The following is an 18,242-nucleotide window of genomic DNA, read 5'->3' as shown; positions in this document are numbered from 1 at the left end:
CTCAGAACGGTGAGTCGGGGAAATAGTATTGCCTGGCGTTGTCCCTGGTCACCAGCACCGAGGGGATGATGGTGGAGGCCGGCAGCTTCTCGCCCTTGACGCGCGCGGCCGCGGTGAGCTTCATCGCGTCGGCGATCATGCTGGGCGAGTAGGTGACGTCGGCCGTCACGACTTTGTCGCCGTCCATCACCTTCTTGATGTAGTCCTTGGAGCCTGCGCCTCCCAGCACCAGCTTGACGTCGGTCCGCTTGGCCTGCTCGATGGCCTTCTGCACACCGACGGCCATGTCGTCGTCGGAAGCCCAGACGGCGTCGATCTGCTTGAAGCGCGTCAGGAAGTCCTGCATCACCTTGAAGGCGTCGTCGCGGTTCCAGTTGCCGTGCTTGGCGTCCAGCACCTTGATGCCCGGCTGGCCCTTCATCACGGCCATGAACGCGTCCACGCGCTGGTTGTCGATGACCGTCGGGATGCCGCGCAGCACGACGACGTTACCCTTGCCGCCCAGTGCCTTGGCGAGGTATTCGCCCGACACCTTGCCGAAGCCGGGGTTGTCGCCCGCGACGTAGGCGTCCTGTGCGCCGGGGTCGGTCAGGCCGCGGTCGACCACCGTCACGTACACGCCCTTGCCTTTGACCTGGGCCACGGGCTGCGTCAGCGGGGCCGACTCGAAGGGCAGGATGACCAGCGTGTCGATCTTGTTGGCCGTCTGCAGGTCCTGCACCTGGTTGGCCTGCTCCGCGGCGGAGCCGGCGGTCTTGACGGTGACCTTCAGGCCGGGGTATTGCTTTTCCAGCTCCGTCTTGGTGCGGTTGGCCCAGTACACCACCCCGCCCGTCCAGCCGTGGGTGGCGGCCGGGATGGACACGCCGATGTGCGGCTTGTTCTGCGCCAGCGCCGCCGGCGCGGTGCCGAACAAGGCCAGGGCCGCGGCGCCTGCCGCGAGCAGTTGGGTGATCGGTTTCATGGTTTGTCTCCTCTTTGGGTTGGCTGAAAAGACGGCAGTGCCGCCGGTGGAATGCCTCATTTGCGCCCGCGCTGGAAAAACGCCACGGCGATGATCACGAAGCCCTGCACCGCGGCGTTCAGGTACACGCTGATGATGCTGGTGAGATTCAGGATGTTGCTGATCACCGAAAGCAGCACCGCACCGATCACGGTGCCGGTGATGCTGCCGGCGCCGCCCTTGAGCGCCGTGCCGCCGACGATCACCGCCGCGATCGCTTCGAGCTCCCAGAGCAGGCCCGTGGCCGGCGACGCCGACCCCAGGCGCGGCACGTAGAGCACGGTGGCGATGCCCACGCAGATGCCCAGCAGCATGTAGGTGAGCACCTTCACGCGGTCCACGTCCACGGCCGCGTAGCGCGCCACCTGCTCGTTGGAGCCTATGGCCTGCACATAGCGGCCGTAGGCGGTCCGGTTCAGGATCAAACCGCCCAGCAACGCGACCACGATGAAGACCCACACCGGCACCGGCACGCCCAGCCAGCTGCCGTAGTAGACCGGGCCGTAGGCGGTGGCCAGCGTGCCGTCCAGCGTGATCGCGCCGCCGTTGGAAAAGTAGGTCAGGTAGGCGCGGAAGATGCCCAGGGTACCCAAGGTCACGATAAAGGGTTCGATGCGCCCCTTGGTGATCAGCAGGCCATGGGCCAGGCCGAACAGCGCACCGAGCGCGATGGCGCAGGCCATGCCGGCCAGGATGGCGGCCAGCGGCGGCCAGCCGGCGCCCGCGGCGGCGTTCATCAGCAGGATCATGGTGCCCGCGATCAATGCCGCCATGGAGCCCACGGAAAGGTCAATGCCGCCGGAGATGATCACGAAGCACATGCCCACGGCGATGATGCCGATGAAGGCCGTGCGCGTGAGGACGTTCATGATGTTGTCCAGGCTGGCGAAGTTCTCGTTCAGCATGGCGCCGAGCAGGCACACCAGGACCAGGCCCGCCAGCGGGCCGCCGCCGCGCAGGCCGGACCACCGGCGCGCGGCCATAGGCGCCGGCGCTGCGCCGGCCATGGGCTTAGTGGGTTCCAGTTGCATGGGCGATCAGCAGTTCTTCGGTAAGCTGGTCCTGCGGCAGCTCGGCCGCCAGCCTGCCCTGGCGCATGACGATGACGCGGTGGCACAGGCCGATGAGCTCCAGCAGTTCGGACGAGACGATGACCACGGCGCGGCCCTCGGCGGCCAGGCGCTGGATCAGGAAATAGATGTCGCGCTTGGCGCCCACGTCCACGCCGCGCGTGGGCTCGTCAAGCACCACGACTTGCGGCTGCGGCTGCAGCACGCGGGCCAGCGCCAGTTTCTGCTGGTTGCCGCCGGACAGCGCCGAGGCCGGCACACCGGCCGGCGCGCGGATGCCGAAGGCCTCGCTGGCCTGCTTCAGGGCCGCGCGCTCCGCCGCGGGGGCTAGCCAGGGCCGGGCGTATTGCTCCAGCGCCATCAGCGTGAGGTTCTCCGCCAGGCCCATGCGCAGGTGCAGGCCGCGGCCCTTGCGGTCCTCGCTCAGGTAGGTCAGTCCCAGGCGCGCGGCCGAGCGCGGGCTGCGCCGCGTCCAGGTGCGGCCCTTGATTTCCACCGCCGCGCAGCTCGACGGGCGCAGGCCCAGCAAGCCCTCGAACAACTCGGTTCGCCCGGCGCCGACCAGCCCGGCGAAACCCAGGATCTCACCGGAGCGCACCTGAAAGTTCACGTCCTTTGCCCAGCCGGGCACCTGCAGGCCCTCCACCTTGAGCAGCACGGGCGCGCCGGCCGTCACGGGCTGCCGCGGCGGGAACAGGTCGCTGAGTTCACGGCCCACCATGAGGCTGGCCATCTGGTGCCGGCTCACGCTGCCCGTGAGACGCTGCGCCACCAGGCGGCCGTCGCGCATGACCAGCACCTCGTCGGTGATGCGCTCGACTTCATCGAGCTTGTGAGAGATGTACAGCACCGTGGCGCCCTGGCCGCGCAATTGCGCGATCAGGCCGAACAGCCGGTCGGTTTCCGACGGCGTGAGCGTGGCGGTGGGTTCGTCCATCACCAGCACGCGGGCATTGCGGCTCAGCGCCTTGGCGATCTCCACCAGCTGCTTTTCGGCCACGATCAGGTCGCGCACACGCCGGCCCGGGCTGCAGGTGAGCCCCACCGAGCGCATGGCCGCCTCGGCGCGGCGCGACATCTCCGCCTCGTCCAGAAAACCATGGCGTATCAACTCGTGCCCGAGGAAGATGTTCTGGGCGATGGTCAGGTCGTCGGCGAGGTTGAACTCCTGGTGGATCATCACGATGCCTTCGGCTTCGGCGTCGCGCGGGCCGCGGAAACTCACGGCCTGGCCGGCGATCTCCACCGAACCCTCGCTGGCCTGTTCGTAGCCGGCCAGTATCTTCATCAGCGTGGATTTTCCGGCGCCGTTCTCGCCCAGCACGCCGTACACGCGGCCGGGCGCGAAAGCGAAGCTCACACCGTGCAGCACCTGCACGGGGCCGAAGCGCTTTGTCACCTGCTGGAAGCCGACGGCCGGGTTCATGGCGGGAGCTCCGTTCAGGCGACGGGATCGAAGATCGCGGCGTTCACGCGATTTTCCAGCCACTCCTGCCGGCCGCTCACCGGCCGGGGCCTGAGGTCCTGCACAAACGCGTATTCGGCGACCTCGCTGAGCTTCATGTCCCCGCCCAGGATGCCGCGGCCCAGGTCGCCCTCCCAGCGGGCATAACGCTCGGCGCGAAAGCGCTCGAGCTCACCGGCCGCTATGAGCCGTGCGGCGCTCTTGAGCGCCAGGGCCAGCGCGTCGATGGCGCCGGCGTGGCCATGCAGCAGGTCCACCGGATCCATGCTCTGGCGGCGCACCTTGGCATCAAAGTTGAAGCCGCCGCTGCCGACGCCGCCGGCGCGCAGGATTTCATACATCGCCAGGGTGAGGTCTTCCACGCTGTTGGGGAACTGGTCGGTGTCCCAGCCGTTTTGCGGATCGCCCCGGTTGGCGTCGATGCTGCCGAAGATGCCCAGCGAAGCGGCCGTGGCGATTTCATGCTGGAAGCTGTGGCCCGCCAGGGTGGCGTGGTTGGCCTCGATGTTCAGCTTGATCTCGTGCTCCAGGCCGAATTCCTTGAGGAAACCGTAGACCGTGGCGCTGTCGTAGTCGTACTGGTGCTTGGTGGGCTCAAGCGGCTTGGGCTCAATCAGCAACTGGCCCTGGAAACCGATCTTGTGCTTGTGCTCCACCACCATCTGCATGAAGCGGCCGAGCTGGCGGCGCTCGTGCCGCAGGTCGGTGTTGAGCAGCGTGTCGTAGCCTTCACGGCCGCCCCACATCACATAGTTGGCGCCGCCCAGCCGGTGGGTGGCATTGAGCGCGCTGAAGACCTGCGTCGCGGCATAGGCGAAGACTTCGGGGTCGGGATTGCTCGCGGCCCCGGCGGCGTAGCGCGGATGGCTGAAGAGGTTGGCCGTGCCCCACAGCAGCGCTATGCCCGTCTCCTGCTGCTTCTGCGCCAGCACGTCCACCATGGCCGAGAGGTTGCCGCGGTAGTCCGCCAGGCTCGCGCCCTCCGGCGCCACGTCGGTGTCGTGAAAAGTGTAGAAGGGCACGCCCAGCCGCGAGATCAGGCCGAAGGCGGCGTCGGCTTTGCGGCGCGCCAGCGTCAGCTCGTCGCCGGGCACGTGCCAGGGCCGCGCGAAGGTCGCCTGCCCGAACACGTCGTTACCCGGCCACACAAAGGTATGCCAGTAGCAGACGGCGAGCCGCAAATGCTGCTCCATCGTCTTGCCCAGCACGCGCTCCTTGGCGTCGTAATGGCGGTAGGCCAGCGGATTCGTTGACTGCGGGCCCTCATAGAGGACCTGAGGTAGGGATTCGAAGGAGGTCATGTCTGCGCCGGAACAATCAAAGTGGCGATGCTAGCCCCTGCGCCGCCGCGCAAGTTTGCGAATTTGGCGAGCGCGGCTTATGAAATTTCTTTCTGCATTGCAGCAATTGACGTGAACCTGTGCAAATCGGCGTGAGGGTGCCTGGCCCGGCACCGGAACACGCCTCAGCCGGGCCGTGGTGCGTGGGCGCCGGCGCCGGACACCGCCAGGTAGCAGGCATACAGTGAAGTGGTCGCCGTGATGAACAATCTGTTACCCCGGGGACCGCCGAACTCGAGATTGGCCACCGGCTCCGGAATGAGGATCTTGCCGAGCAGCTCGCCCCGCGGCGTGAAGCAGTGGACACCGTCGCCGGCACTGGTCCACACATTGCCCAGGGCATCCACGCGCAGCCCGTCCGGGATACCGGTGTCCACCGTTGCGAACACTTCGCCTCCGCGCAACCGGCCTTCTTCCACCTCGAACGAACGGATATGGCGCGGCCCCCCAGGGTCGTGCGAGGCCCCCGAGTCCGCGATGTACAGCCGCTTTCCGTCAGGCGAGAATGCCAGCCCGTTCGGCTGGACAAAATCGGTCGCGGCCGCGTCCACCCGGCCGCTGGCGGGATCGACGCGGAACACGTAGCGGCCTCCGTACTCGGGCTCCGCCGTATAACCCTCGTAGTCGGAAAGGATGCCGTAAGTCGGGTCGGAGAACCACAGGGCCCCGTCGGGTCCTGCCACCAGGTCGTTGGGCGAGTTGAGTTTCTTGCCCTGGAACGAGGAGGCGATCACCGTGCGGCGCCCGTCATGTTCGGTGCGGCTGACGCAGCGCGTGCCATGTTCACAACTCAGCAGGCGGCCCTTGCCGTCGCGCGTGTTGCCGTTGGTGAAATCAGAGGGCTTGCGGAACTCCACGACACATCCGGGCCCGGCGCCATCGGGCACCCAGCGCAGGATGCGGTTGTTGGGGATATCGCTGAACAGCAGGAAATCGCCCGCGGGGAAATATACAGGCCCTTCGGCCCAGCGCGCGCCGGTGTAGAGCTTCTCGACAAAGCCGTTGGGCGGCGCCACGCCGCGAAAGCGCGCGTCGTACAGGCGGAACTCGCCGCGAATGCCGTAGTGTTCACCCATGCTCATTTCACCTTGCCTTACCTCACCTTATCTCACTTTGGCCGATCTTCCATACAAGAGCAGCATGGCCAGGATCAGCGCTCCATAAATGATCTGCCGGCCCGCTTCGGGCATCTGCAAGACCGCCAGCATGCTTTGCAACAACACGATGAACACCACACCGGCGACCGTGCCCAGGTAGCTGCCGCGCCCGCCCAGAATGTTGGTGCCGCCCAGCACCACGGCCGCGATCGCCGGCAGCAGGTAGGGATCGCCCATGGCCTGGTAGGCGTTGCCCGAATACCCGGCCAGCAGCACGCCCGCGAATGCGGCCAGCGTGCCGCAGGCGACGAAACAGGCGACCGTCATCCCGGCGGTGCGCACGCCGCTGAGGTAGGCGGCGCGCTCGCTGTTGCCGATCACGTAGACGTAGCGGCCGGCCGCCGTACGCGTCAGCAGCAGGTACACCAGCAGCGAGACGGCCGCCCAGGCCAGCACCGCGTTGGGCAGGCCCACCGTCCTGCCCACGGCCAGGTCGCGCATCAGCGGGGTGGCCGCGTCCTGCGGTGCATGGCCGCCCGTGTACAGCACCATCAGGCCCTGCAGCACGGCATTCGCGCCGAGCGTGAAAATCATCGAGGGAATCCGCAGGAAAGCCACGCCCAGGCCGTTCACCAATCCGATCAGCGCTCCGCAGAGCAGGCCGGCGGGAATGGCCCACCCGGGCCCGAAGGCCGCCCCCGCGGCGGCGGCCATCATGGCGCCGGTGGTGATGGTCCACGGCACGGACAGGTCGATGTGGCCCAGCAGGATGACGGCCATCAAGCCCGCCGCGGCAAGCCCGAGGAAAGCGGCGATCTGCAGTTGCTGCAGCAGGTAGGCTGGCATCAGGAAGTTGCGGTTCACGGCACTGCCGGCCAGCAGCAGCGCCAGGCAGCACAGCGCGACCACGGCGGGCGGGTTCAGCAGCAGCCGCCGCAAGGGCCGCAGGGGCCGCTCGCCGGCCACGGACGAATGCTGTGCGGCGATCACTTCACTCGCGTTCATCAGAAAAGCTCCAGGCGGTTTCTGACGCGCAGCACGCGCGCCGCGCCCATGCACACGGCGCCCAGCAGGATCAGGCCCTCGAACAGCGGCTGCCACAGCGCCGGCGCGTTGAAGACGAACAGCAGGTCGCCGATGGTGCGCAGCACGAAGGCGCCGAGGATGGAGCCGACCATCCCGCCGGTGCCGCCGTACAGCGAGGTGCCGCCTATCACGACCGCCGCGATGGAGTTGAGGGTATAGAGCCCCGCCTGCGGGCCGCTGGCCTCGCCCGACAGCGCGATCAGCGACAGCAGCAGCCCGGCGACACCCGACAGCAGCCCGGCGAGGGTGTAGGCGAGGAATTTGGCGCGCCCGGACGGAACGCCGGAAAGGTAGGCGGCCTGCTCCGACGAGCCGACGGCATAACATGCGCGCCCTGTCACCGTCCGCCGCAAAGGCATCCACCCCAACACGAGCAGCGCGGCCAGCAGGACCAGGGTGGCCGGGACCACCCCGAACAGCCGGCCGGTCAGGGCGTCCGCCAGCCCCTCGCTGACCTCGCCGCCGGGCGCGGGCCGCAGCAGCAGCGCAAAGCCGAAGTACACCGCGCCGGTGGCGAGCGTGACGATGATGGGCTGAAGGCGCCCGAACACCACGATGGCGCCGTTGAGGGCGCCCGCCGCCGCGCCGCAGGCCAGCACCAGCACGACGCCCAGGGCCACCTGCCAGGGCGCACCGTTCACCACCGTGGAGGCGAGGCATCCGGTCAGCACCATCACCATGCCGACGGAAAGGTCCAGTCCCCGGGTGATGACAGGCAAGGTCTGCGCCATCGCCACGATGGCCAGCAGCACCGCCTTGTTGGAGGCGGTGGTCACGATGGCCACGGAGATCGAGCGCGGATGCTCCAGCAGGAACAGCGCAAACATCAGGGCGAACACCGCCAGGGCGGCCAGCGGCCCGCCGTTGCGCCGCAATGCCATGGCCCATTCGCCGCGGCGGGTCATGCCATGGCGGCCTCCCGGCCGCCGGAGGGAACGTCAAGCGAGTCGTTGAGCGAAACATTGAGCGAAGAGGCCACGATCGCATGCTCGCTGATCTCGCCGCCGGCCAGCGTGCGGGCGATCCGGCCCTCATACATGATGAGCACACGGTCGGCCAGGCCGACCAGCTCCTCGTAGTCGGTGGAATACAGCAGCACGGCCACGCCCTCGCCGGCGAGCCGGCGCAGCAGCGCATACAGCTCCTGCTTGGTGGCCACGTCGATGCCGCGGGTCGGGTCATTGAGCAGCAGCACGCGCGGCCGGGTCATGAGCCATTTGGCGATCACCACCTTCTGCTGGTTCCCGCCCGACAAGGTCTGCACCGGGTCTTGCGTGGAGCCGATCTTGATGCGCAGCTGCTCCACCATCCGCGCCACGGCGGAGTGCTCCGCCGCCGCGCTGAGGATGCCCAGGCGCCCGAGCGCCGGCAAGCTGGCCAGGCTCATGTTCTCCCGGATGCTCATGGGCAGGATCAGCCCCTCCGTCTTGCGGTCCTCCGGGATCAGCGCGATGCCCAGCTCCGGATCCCTGCATCTGTACGGCGCCAGGCCGCGTTGTTCGCCGAACACCCGCACCTTTCCCTGGACGCCCTTGAGCACACCGAACAGGGCCAGCAGCAGCTCCCGCTGGCCCTGCCCGTCCAGCCCTCCCAGCCCGACGATTTCACCCGCCTTGATTTCCAGCGAAATGTCGTGGAGCTCGGGGGGCCAGCTCAGGCCCTCCACGCTGATGGCGGGCTGGGCCCAGGGCGCGGGACCGGTTTTCGGCGGATAGGACCTGGCGACATCGCGGCCTATCATCAGCTGCACCACCTCCTCATCGGAGCGGCTTGCGCTGGGGAAGGTGTCCACGCGCCGGCCGCTGCGAAACACCGAGCAGGTATCGGCCAGCGCCTTGACCTCATGCATGCGGTGTGAAATGAACAGGCAGCCCACACCGCTCGCCCGCAGCTCGAACAGGAGCTTGTAGAGCCGCTCCACGTCCTCACCGCTCAAGGCGGAGGTCGCCTCATCGAGGATGAGCAGCCGCGGCTGAAGGCTCAGCGCCTTGGCGATCTCGATCAGCTGGCGCCTGGAAAGCGGCAGGTCGCGCACGCGCTCCCTGGGATGGATGTCGCCGCAACCCAGCCTGTCCAGCAACGCCAGCGCCTGCTCTTGCTGGGCCCTGGCGTCGATCAGCCCGCGCCGGCGCGGCGGCCGCGCCAGGAAGATGTTCTCCGCCACCGAGAGGTCAGGCACCAGGGACAACTCCTGGAACACGCAGGCGATCCCGTGGTCTCGGGCCACGTTCGGCGAAACCAGGCGCAGTTCGGCTCCCTCCATGAGGATGCGGCCGGCATCGGGCTGCACCACCCCGGCGATGGTCTTGATCAGGGTGGACTTGCCCGCGCCGTTTTCACCGAGAACGGCATGGATTTCACCGGCATGGCAGGTGAGGTCCGCGCCGTCCAGCGCGCGCACGCCCGCATAGCGCTTGGAGACTCCCTGGAGCTGCAGCAAGGCCTCGAGCATGGCGCCTTCCTTCAGGTGTTGCCTTCGCTCTGCTTCATGATGTCCGGCGCCGTGATGTTGATGTTGCACGGCGGGAACTCATTGGCCACATAGAAGGTATCCGGCAGCTCGGGGTAGAAGTTCTTTCCCGGCTCCATCTGCTGGTATTCCACATAGGGGATGGGCACCGAGATGTACTGGGGCAGCTTCTGCCCCTGCAGCGCGGCGATGGCCGCCTTCAACGCCACCGCCACCAGGCCGGGCGACTGCGCGGCCGAAGCGCCCTTGAGCCCGTCCTTGTTATGCGCGTAGACCATCTTGCGAAAGCCGTTCTCACCCTCGGCGCCGATAGGCACGAAGGGATGTTTGGCCTCGATGAGCGCGCGGACCGTGCCGTTGGAGCCGGCCTGGGTGTAGATGCCGTTGAAGCGGCCGTGCACGGCGATGGCGTCCGCCGCCACCTTCTGGGAAGTGCCGTCGTCCCAGTTGCCGACCACCTCGACGATCTGCACGCCCTTGTGCTTTTCCATGATCTCGCGAAAACCCAGATGCCGGTCGCGGTCGACCGAGTTTCCCGGGAGCCCGCGGATTTCAAGCACCTTGCCGCTGGTGACGCCGTTTTTCTCCAGCCATCGCCCCATGAGGCGGCCCATCTCAAACTGGTCCTCATTGACCTGGATGACCTCGTCGGTGTCCAGCACGTTGTCGAAGGGGATCAGCACCACGCCCGCGTCCCTGGCGCGCTTGATCACCGGCTTGAAGGACGTGGGCGACACCGCGATGGTGAGGATGGCGTCGAAACCCGCGTTGATGAAGTTGTCGACGGCGCCCAGCTGCGCGGCGACGTCGGTGCCGGTGGAAACCACCTTCAGCTCTTTGATGTGGGCCTTCATCTCAGGCGTCGCCGCGTAGGCCTTGAGCGACTTGATCATCTGGATGCGCCAGCTGTTGCCCGCGTAGCCGTTGGCCAGGGCGATGCGGTAGGGGCCCTTCCTGGCCGGGTACTGGATGGTCCTGGTGCCGGCGGAAAAAGGCTTGAAGCAGGCGGGTTCGTAGGTCTGCGCCGCCGCGCGCCCCGCAATACCCACCAGTGCTGCACCGGCGCTTGCGGCAAGGACGTCTCGTCTTGTATGCATGGCTGTCTCCTGATCGTTTTTTTGCCGGCCTGGCGGCATGCGCGCGATCGCGAAACCGCGCGGGTGGGTCGTAATGGGCCGCGACTTCCAGGCCAGCCGCTTTCCTGTCGCCCTACGAATGCAAAACCGTTTCGCCAGTACTTCGCTGGTACTCACTAGTACTTGCGGTTGGGAAACTCCTTGGCCGCGATTTCCGCGGGGAATACGCCCTCTATGGTCTTGATCCAGCGCTCCAGGGGCTGGCCCGCGGCGGCCTTCGCCGCTGCCTCCATCAGTTGCGGCCCCAGAAGCGGGTTGCACTCCACGCTGACGTTCATCTTGCCCGCGATCATGGCTTCGAAAGCGCCCTTCACGGCGTCGACACCGATGACGAGGATGTCCTTGCCGGGCTTGAGGCCCGCCTCCTCGATGGCCTGGATTGCGCCTATGGCCATGTCGTCGTTGTGCGCGTAAAGGACGTTGATCTTTTTGCCCTCGGCCTTCAGGAAGGCTTCCATCACTTCCTTGCCTTTGGCGCGCGTGAAGTCGCCGGTCTGGGAGCGGATGACCTTGTAGCGCGGATTCGTCTTGATGACCTCGTCGAATCCTTTCTTGCGGTCGATCGCGGGGTCCGAACCGACCGTTCCCTGGAGCTCGACGATGTTGACGGGGCCTGTGGTGCTCTTCGTGTTGTCGAGAAGCCATTTCGCCGCCCGCCGGCCTTCCTCGACGAAGTCGGAGCCGATGAAAGTGGTCCAGGTGGACGGGTCCTTCACCACCACGTTGCGGCTCTCCAGGATCACGGGAATCTTCGCGGCCTTGGCCTCCTTCAGCACGGTGTCCCAGCCTGTCGTGACCAGCGGCGCCAGGATGATGACGTCCACTTTCTGGGTGATGAAGGAGCGGATCGCCTTGATCTGGTTCTCCTGTTTCTGCTGCGCATCGGAAAACTTCAATTCGTGGCCGGCCGCCTTGGCCGCGGCTTTGACCGAGTCGGTATTGGCGGTGCGCCATTCGCTCTCGGCGCCCGTCTGGGCAAAGCCGATCACCAGTTTTTTGCCTGCGGCCTGGGCCCGGGCAAACGGGCTCCATGCCAGCGCGAGGCCGGCGCCGGCCAGGCCTGCCGTGAATGTGCGTCGCGTAAGAAGTCTCATGTCTTGTCTCCTGATATTGGTTTGGGCTAAGCGCGCCGGCACCCGATCTTTCTGCTTTCCCTGCTCCTCCCGGTGCGGCGGCGGGTGGAGCGGGTGTTCCTATCCGGGATACCAGACGACCCGGGGCTCCCCGGCCGAACGCTGGTAGGCCCACGCGGCCTCCACCAGGCGCGCCATGTCGTAGCGCGGACGCCAGCCCAGGAGAAATTTCGCCTTGCTGTTGTCCAGCCAGGTCGAGTGGTAGGGGGTGGGCACGGGAACCAGCGGCGTTCCGCGCGTGCGCGCCAGGTAGTCGCCCAGCGCCCCGTAATCGACGGGCTCATCCATGCAGACGTTCATGCGCTGGTGCCTGGCCTGCGGCGCATCGAGCGCCAACACAAGCGCCTCCACCAGGTCGTCCACATGCACGAAGTTGCGCTTCACCGGTTTGCCTTGCGGATCCAGCATCACAGGGATGGCTTCGGCGGCCATGTATTCGAGCGCCCTCGCCGCCCCTACCAGCTCGTGCCAGCGGGGACCGCCGAAAACGTCGTCGCCGAAGGACAGCGAATAACGGAAATCGTCCTTTTCCATGATCCAGGGCGCGCGCAGGCAGCAGCCGTTAAGCCCGTACTGGATCTGGTATTGCTCCAGCATCACTTCCTCGATCACCTTGGACAGGGCATAACACCCCGGGTAGGCGCTGTGCGGCTGGCTCTCGACGACGGGAACGCTGTGCGGATAGTAGAAGTGGCCCACCGCGGCATCTCCACCCACCAGCAGGAACTGCCGGAATGTGCTGCTGGCGCGGCATTCCTCGAGCAGCCAGAACATGCCCTTGACCGCCACATCCATCACATCGTCCGGCGTCTCCTTGCTGGTCGCCAGGTGCAGCACGTGCGTGGCGCCTTCCAGCGCGCGGCGGACGTCGTCTCTATGCTGGATGGAGCCCTGCACCGATTCGACCCGGGGATGCGGAGGCAAGGTCCGCTTGTGGCACAGCGCGCGAAGCCGGAACCCGTCGTAGCGTGCATCGCCCAGCAGACGCTCGATGAAGGCCCGCCCGACTTTTCCGGCCGCGCCCGTCACCAGGATGAGATCGCGCGCCGCCGGAGCGTTCATGTCCAGCCACCGTCGACGACCAGGTCCTGCGCCGTCATCATGCTGCTGTCATCGGAGGCAAGAAAGAGCACGGCGCGCGCGAGGTCCCCGGGCGCCAGTTCGCCGGGCAGGCATTGCGCCTTCGCCAGTTCGATCTTCGTTTGCGGGGTCACCCACAGCCGGACCTGCTTTTCGGTCATGACCCAACCCGGGACCACCGTGTTGACGCGGATGCGATGCGGGCCGAAGTCGCGCGCAAGGCTTCGGGTGAGTCCCTGCGCCGCGGCCTTGCAGGTGGTGTACACAGGCATCCCGCCCGTCTTGACCATCCAGCTCACCGAGCCGAAATTGATGATGGAGCCCCCGCCCAGGGCTTTCATGTCCTTGAAAACCTCCTGCGCGGCAAAAAAGTAATGCTTGAGGTTGACTGCCACGCCGGCATCCCATGACTCGGGCGTGGTCTCTTCAATCAGGTGGCGCTGGTCATTCGCCGCGTTGTTCACCAGCACCTGGATGGGGCCGATGTGCCGGCGGAGCACGCCTATGGCGCCGCGCAGGCGGGGGATGTCGGTCACATCGCATTCCTCGAAATGGACTCCGCGCAGCCCTTCACCTTCGAGCCTGGCCAGCAAAGCCACGGCGCCTTCCGTGTCGATGTCGACAAACCCCACCCGGGCGCCCTGCGCGGCGAAATGCTCCACGAGGCAAGCGCCTATCCCCGTAGCGCCGCCGGAGATGAGCACGCTCTTGCCGTTGAGACTCGGGTAGCGGGTTGGCTCAGTCATCGATTTCCTCGTTGGTTTCCCCGGAAGCCGTTTTCTGCTTCGCGCCCATGGAGGGCGCGCCTTCGCGCGATGGGAGGAGTGCCCCACCGCGACAAGCAGAGTGGCGATGCTAGCGGGTGCGCCCGCGCCGCGGCTTGCGAAATTGCCGAGTGCGGCTTACGAAATTTCTTTCTGCATCGCAGCAATTGGCTTGATGTGCCAAGATCGGCCCTCCATGACAAAAAGCCCGACCCCGCGCCGGCCCGGCCGGAAAAACGGCCCCGCGGTCCTGCGCGTGGCCCTGTTGTTCCACGCCAGCAAGGTCTACGACCGCGAGATCCTGATCGGCATCGGCGACTATGTGAAACAGACGCGGGTGGCCTGGGACCTGTTCCTGGAGGAGGACTTCCGCTTCCGGCTGGACGGCATCCACGAGTGGGAGGGCGACGGCATCATCGCGGACTACGACGACCCCGCCGTCGCGCGGGCGCTCACGGGCGCCCATGTCCCGGTCATCGCCATCGGCGGCTCGTACGAGGATCCCTCCAGCTACCCGGGCCAGGTCCCTTACGTGGCCACGGACAACCAGCTGCTGGTCGCGCACGCGCTGGAGCACCTGGTGGAAGCCGGCGTGACGCGATTCGCGTGCTACAGCCTCCCGGAATCCCCGCTCAACCGCTGGGCCCAGGAGCGCGAGAGGGCTTTTTCGGCATGGCTGCTGCGCAACGGCGCTTCGGGCGAGATTCACCGCGGCCTCGCCACCAGCGCACCTACCTGGGGGAGCGCCACCAAGAAGCTGATCGCCTGGCTGGACAGCCTGCCCAAGCCGATCGGCATCGTCGCCGTCAGCGACGCGCGCGCGCGCCAGTTGCTGCAGGCCTGCATCGTCGCCGACATCGCCGTGCCCGACGAGGTGGCGATCATCGGCATCGACAACGATACGCTGGGGCAGCACCTCACCCGCATCGAGCTCAGCTCCGTGAGCCAGGGCACGGCCGAAATGGGCCGCCGCGCGGCGCAGCTGCTGCATCAGGCGCTGAGCGGCTCGCCGGTTCGCGGCACCCGCGTGGTGGTGCCGCCGGCCGGTGTCCAGAGCCGGGCGTCGACCGCCCGCGACGTCAAGCACAGCCCGGCGGTGATGCGGGGGCTCTATTACATACGCCAGTACGCCTGCCAGGGCATCAAGACCGAGCAGGTGGCCGAGATGATGGGCATGTCGCGTTCATCGCTGGAAATGTATTTCCGCCGCGACCTCAATCGCTCGGTGCACGACCAAATCCTGCAGCGCAAACTGGAACACTGCTTCGAGCTTTTGGCCCACACAGACACGGGCATCGCAGAGATTGCGCAGGCCTCCGGGTTCCGCTCAGTGCAGTACCTGAACGCGGTGTTCCGGCGAGAAGTGGGATCGACTCCGGCCGCATGGCGAGAAGCCAAACGTGTCGAGCCGCGTTGAAGCCAGACTCGGGCCTGGAGTGAGCTCCCCGAACTCGACCACACGGAGTCAAGACCAAGCGGCCACCGATTGCCGACCTCAGCTTCAGGGCGCTTTGGTCGCGTTCGAACAGCTCGACGCCCAACTCGCGCTCGGGTGCCTGGATGTGAGGCGTGGGCTACGCGATCTCCCGCCGCATTGACAGGCCGCTGGCACTGGCAGAGCTTGGCCGCATAACTTCGCTACGCGAAGTGAGCGTCCCCCAAACCAAGAAACCTGGCGGCTTCGCCGGCGGCATTCTGATCCGTGGGAATAGGGTCTGTCGGACTTTTGCCCAGGAAATCACGAGTTACGGAAAGTTCTGAAAGGCTGTCGGAAGCCCTCCGAAGTGCGCGCAAATATTGCCTCCGTGGAATAGGGTCTGTCGGGGTTTGTAACAAGCGACGCATCCGCATCCTGGGTGATCCCATGGGTTCGGGCTAAGCAAACTCGATCCCTATAGTGGAAATTGACCGGCGATTGCCTCTCTCGTGCGCGTATAGCACCTCATCGGACGGGTACTGGCATTGGCATGCATACAAAGTATTTCCTTACTTCTGGCGGTTCACGATAGACAGCGCCGTCATGGGCTCGACATAATTTCAAGCTGCCCGCAGGCTGATTGCCAAAGACCCCACCACGGCGGAAGCCGCGGCGCTGGCGCGCCTGGTACGCGCCCTCGAGTCGGACGAAAAATTCGAGTTGAACGATCTTTACCAGCTGGACTACGACGCCTTCGACCTGGCGATCGACATACTCAAGGCGTGGCGGCTGGACCGTTATTACATGGGCAAAGCCAGGCTGCACGACCTCGCGGTTCAAGTCACCGAACTCTGATGCGTTGACGGCGACACCGTTCTTTCAAAGTCCTGATCGCACACGCGTGTCATAACGCGGACATTTTTTGGCGGCAGCATCGCCGCGACGGTGTCCTCACCAGCCCGCCGGGTACGGTTCGACCTTGAAACACCTTTTGCCGGAGGACAGCGATGAAAGTTCGGGTAGCTTCCTACAATCTCGAAAATCTTTTTACCCGCCCCACGGCCATGCAAGAAGGTGCGGGGCAAACCGGCCAGCAGGCCATTGACGACCATGCCCGCCTCAATGCGATTGCCGGCAAACCATCGTATACAGACGCCGACAAGGCGGAATTGCTGCGGCTGGACAAACGCTACAAATTCTCTTCGCTGAACCCGCCGGCCAACGCACTCGTCTATCTCAACAAGGTTCGCGGCCAGCTGTTCAAACGCACGCGGGCGGGCGTGGTCAGTGTCGTGGCCGCGGGGGTCGGCGACTGGACGGGGTGGTTTGAACTGAGGCGCACGGATGTGCGCTGGCCTGCGATATTCAACACCGCGCGGGTGGTGACCGAGGTCAATCCCGACATCCTGCTATGCGTGGAAGTGGAGAACCGGCCCGCGCTGCAGCGCTTCAACGAACAGGTTCTGCGCGGGGAATTTCACCATGATTTCCCCTTTGTGATGGTGATAGACGGCAATGACTCGCGCGGCATCGATGTCGGCATCCTCAGCCGTTTCCCTATCACGGGCATTCGCTCTCACGTGGACGACCAGGCCGACGGGAAACTCATATTTTCACGCGACTGTCCCGAGTATGTGGTGCAGTTGCCGAACGGCCAACTGATCGTGCTGTGCCCCAACCACTTCAAGTCAAAACGCGGCGGCAATGACCTTGATGCGCAGGAGCGGCGAAGGGCCCAGGGAATCCGCGCGGCCGGGATTGCAAGAACGGCGAAGGATCAGGTCAGCCCATTCGTCCTTATAGGCGGCGACCTGAACGACACGCCGGAAAGCGAGGCCCTCCAGCCGCTGTTCCAGGACGGCTGGCACGACATCCAGGACCATGCGTCATACCCCGTCGACAGGCCGGGTACCTTCGGCACGGGACGCCCCTCCGACAAGATTGACTATCTCATCATGTCACCGGAACTTCGGGCGGCCTTGACGGGCACGGGCGTGGAAAGAAGAGGCTCCTACCATCCCGGGACCTGGGAGGCATTTGACACCGTCACCGGGAAAGCCGATGAGGCGTCGGACCATCACCTGATCTGGGCCGATTTTGACATCGGGCCTGCTTGAGCCGCTCCGGCTAACCCAGGCGCCAGCCGATCCCGTCGAGCCACCCGTCATCTTGCCCCGGATTTCGAAAACACAAGCACGCATACAACATGCTCGCGTGCGCAAACGACAGCAGGCTGTAAAAGAGGGCCAACGCCAGGCTCCAGAACAGGGCCTTGAGCGGGGAACCGCCACCTCCGAACAGGGGCAGCACAAAATCGGGCAAAAAACCGCTGGCCCAGCCCAGCAGCAGGAACAGCACGCCGCCCGCCAGCATGCTGAACACGCCGTAGCCCGCGGCCAGCCGCTTGCGGCCGCTGAAGGGACGGCGGTGGTGCAGCTGGTTCATGGCCGCCATGGCCAGCAGGTTGGCCAGCGCGACGCTGAGCATCAGCGAGGGCCAGAACACCGGGTGGTCGCTGTGGGCATCCCGCAGCAGCAAGCCGCCTATGGCCAGGAAGGTCGGCGCCAGCAAAGTCGAAGCTGCGCAGGCGACGCCCTGCCACAACCACCAGGGGCTCCTCCACTGCAGTGGCGTGGACAACGGGGCTTGGGTTTGCGGCGGCAGCGGGTCTTGAACTTCATTGCACTGTTCGGGCACGGTGGCTGAGCCATCCCGTGTGAGCAGCCAGCGCGGAGCGGCGGCGCCCGCAATGCGCGCCCGGCTGGTCGCCTGGGCAGGGGTGTTTTCTGGGAAGGCCATGTTGTATAGACGGATAGACGGGCCCAAAACCGCCATTTTTAATCCAACGCCATGGGCCGGGACTGCTTTATCCCACCCCATCCCGTCAGCGCTTGAGGTTGCGCCGCTCCGTGGCGGTCAGCAGCTCCATCTGCGAAGGCGGCAGGTCCATCTGGCCCAGCACTTCCACCACACCTTGCGGATTGGCACTCACTGGCCGTGAACCGTCCTTGCGCGGCCCCGACGGACCCGCTTCCATGGGCTCGTTGCCGAAGCCAACCACACGCACGGTGAACACCGAGGGCAGGTTCTGCCGCGCCGCCGCGCGGTCGCGCTGCAGCATGTCCTGGGCCGCCATCGCCGCCTGCGAGGCCGCGGCGCCGGCGTTGGTCAGCGCGCCGAT

16 protein-coding genes and 1 pseudogene are annotated in these 18,242 nt (G+C 66.1%); 3 read left to right on the top strand and 14 right to left on the bottom strand.

What is annotated here, in order from left to right; genetic code table 11:
- Window position 1: 1 nt before the first annotated feature.
- The 12 genes from ACLV74_RS18140 to ACLV74_RS18085 all read right to left on the bottom strand — a co-directional run bounded on the left by ACLV74_RS18140 (window position 2) and on the right by ACLV74_RS18085 (window position 13,626).
- Window positions 2-964, bottom strand: a complete 963-nt coding sequence (locus tag ACLV74_RS18140) for an ABC transporter substrate-binding protein (protein WP_411880805.1) — start codon at window positions 962-964, stop codon at window positions 2-4.
- Window positions 965-1,020: 56 nt separating this feature from the next.
- Window positions 1,021-2,034: an ABC transporter permease gene (locus ACLV74_RS18135; RefSeq protein WP_411880804.1), complete on the bottom strand. Its 1,014-nt coding sequence runs from the start codon at window positions 2,032-2,034 to the stop codon at window positions 1,021-1,023.
- A complete protein-coding gene (locus tag ACLV74_RS18130; protein WP_411880803.1) occupies window positions 2,015-3,499 on the bottom strand; it encodes a sugar ABC transporter ATP-binding protein in 1,485 nt (494 codons plus the stop codon). Before ACLV74_RS18130 ends, ACLV74_RS18135 begins: the two co-directional genes overlap by 20 nt.
- Window positions 3,500-3,513: 14 nt before the next feature.
- Window positions 3,514-4,839, bottom strand: a complete 1,326-nt coding sequence (xylA, locus tag ACLV74_RS18125; protein WP_411880802.1) for a xylose isomerase — start codon at window positions 4,837-4,839, stop codon at window positions 3,514-3,516.
- A gap of 164 nt (window positions 4,840-5,003) precedes the next feature.
- The gene (locus ACLV74_RS18120; protein ID WP_411880801.1) at window positions 5,004-5,960 is read right to left on the bottom strand and encodes an SMP-30/gluconolactonase/LRE family protein; all 957 of its coding nucleotides are present in this window, start codon (window positions 5,958-5,960) and stop codon (window positions 5,004-5,006) included.
- Window positions 5,961-5,981: 21 nt separating this feature from the next.
- Window positions 5,982-6,980 carry an ABC transporter permease gene (locus ACLV74_RS18115; protein WP_411880800.1) on the bottom strand — a complete coding sequence of 333 codons (999 nt, stop codon included), beginning with the start codon at window positions 6,978-6,980 and terminating at the stop codon, window positions 5,982-5,984.
- Window positions 6,980-7,966 (bottom strand): ABC transporter permease, encoded by a 987-nt coding sequence (locus ACLV74_RS18110; RefSeq protein ID WP_411880799.1) that lies wholly within the window; start codon window positions 7,964-7,966, stop codon window positions 6,980-6,982. Before ACLV74_RS18110 ends, ACLV74_RS18115 begins: the two co-directional genes overlap by 1 nt.
- Window positions 7,963-9,513, bottom strand: a complete 1,551-nt coding sequence (locus ACLV74_RS18105; RefSeq protein ID WP_411880798.1) for a sugar ABC transporter ATP-binding protein — start codon at window positions 9,511-9,513, stop codon at window positions 7,963-7,965. The genes ACLV74_RS18110 and ACLV74_RS18105 overlap by 4 nt, the downstream gene beginning before the upstream one ends.
- 11 nt (window positions 9,514-9,524) lie before the next feature.
- A complete protein-coding gene (locus ACLV74_RS18100; protein WP_411880797.1) occupies window positions 9,525-10,628 on the bottom strand; it encodes a sugar ABC transporter substrate-binding protein in 1,104 nt (367 codons plus the stop codon).
- A gap of 155 nt (window positions 10,629-10,783) precedes the next feature.
- Complete coding sequence (locus ACLV74_RS18095) at window positions 10,784-11,761, bottom strand: ABC transporter substrate-binding protein (protein ID WP_411880796.1); 978 nt, start codon at window positions 11,759-11,761, stop codon at window positions 10,784-10,786.
- Window positions 11,762-11,860: 99 nt separating this feature from the next.
- Entirely contained in the window at window positions 11,861-12,862 is a 1,002-nt protein-coding gene (locus ACLV74_RS18090) for an NAD-dependent epimerase/dehydratase family protein (protein ID WP_411880795.1), read from the bottom strand.
- Entirely contained in the window at window positions 12,859-13,626 is a 768-nt protein-coding gene (locus ACLV74_RS18085) for an SDR family NAD(P)-dependent oxidoreductase (protein WP_411880794.1), read from the bottom strand. Before ACLV74_RS18085 ends, ACLV74_RS18090 begins: the two co-directional genes overlap by 4 nt.
- A 214-nt stretch (window positions 13,627-13,840) precedes the next feature.
- On the opposite strand from ACLV74_RS18085, the gene ACLV74_RS18080 reads away from it, so the two are divergent.
- The 3 genes from ACLV74_RS18080 (at window position 13,841) to ACLV74_RS18070 (ending at window position 17,178) form a co-directional block, all read left to right on the top strand.
- Window positions 13,841-15,061, top strand: coding sequence for a XylR family transcriptional regulator (locus tag ACLV74_RS18080; protein WP_411880793.1), 1,221 nt, complete (start codon window positions 13,841-13,843; stop codon window positions 15,059-15,061).
- A gap of 720 nt (window positions 15,062-15,781) precedes the next feature.
- Window positions 15,782-15,916 (top strand): hypothetical protein, encoded by a 135-nt coding sequence (locus ACLV74_RS18075; RefSeq protein ID WP_411880792.1) that lies wholly within the window; start codon window positions 15,782-15,784, stop codon window positions 15,914-15,916.
- Window positions 15,917-16,068: 152 nt separating this feature from the next.
- Complete coding sequence (locus tag ACLV74_RS18070) at window positions 16,069-17,178, top strand: endonuclease/exonuclease/phosphatase family protein (RefSeq protein ID WP_411880791.1); 1,110 nt, start codon at window positions 16,069-16,071, stop codon at window positions 17,176-17,178.
- Between the two features lie 10 nt (window positions 17,179-17,188).
- Here ACLV74_RS18070 and ACLV74_RS18065 read toward each other — a convergent pair whose 3' ends face one another.
- On the bottom strand, window positions 17,189-17,860 hold the full coding sequence (locus tag ACLV74_RS18065) for a hypothetical protein (protein ID WP_411880790.1): 672 nt from the start codon (window positions 17,858-17,860) through the stop codon (window positions 17,189-17,191).
- Window positions 17,861-17,945: 85 nt separating this feature from the next.
- Window positions 17,946-18,242, bottom strand: a pseudogene (locus ACLV74_RS18060) (hypothetical protein); the annotation flags it as partial.

The organism is Polaromonas sp. YR568, from assembly GCF_943369415.1.
In the GTDB taxonomy this organism is placed as follows: domain Bacteria; phylum Pseudomonadota; class Gammaproteobacteria; order Burkholderiales; family Burkholderiaceae_C; genus Polaromonas.
This window is presented reverse-complemented; position numbering and strand designations above follow the sequence as displayed.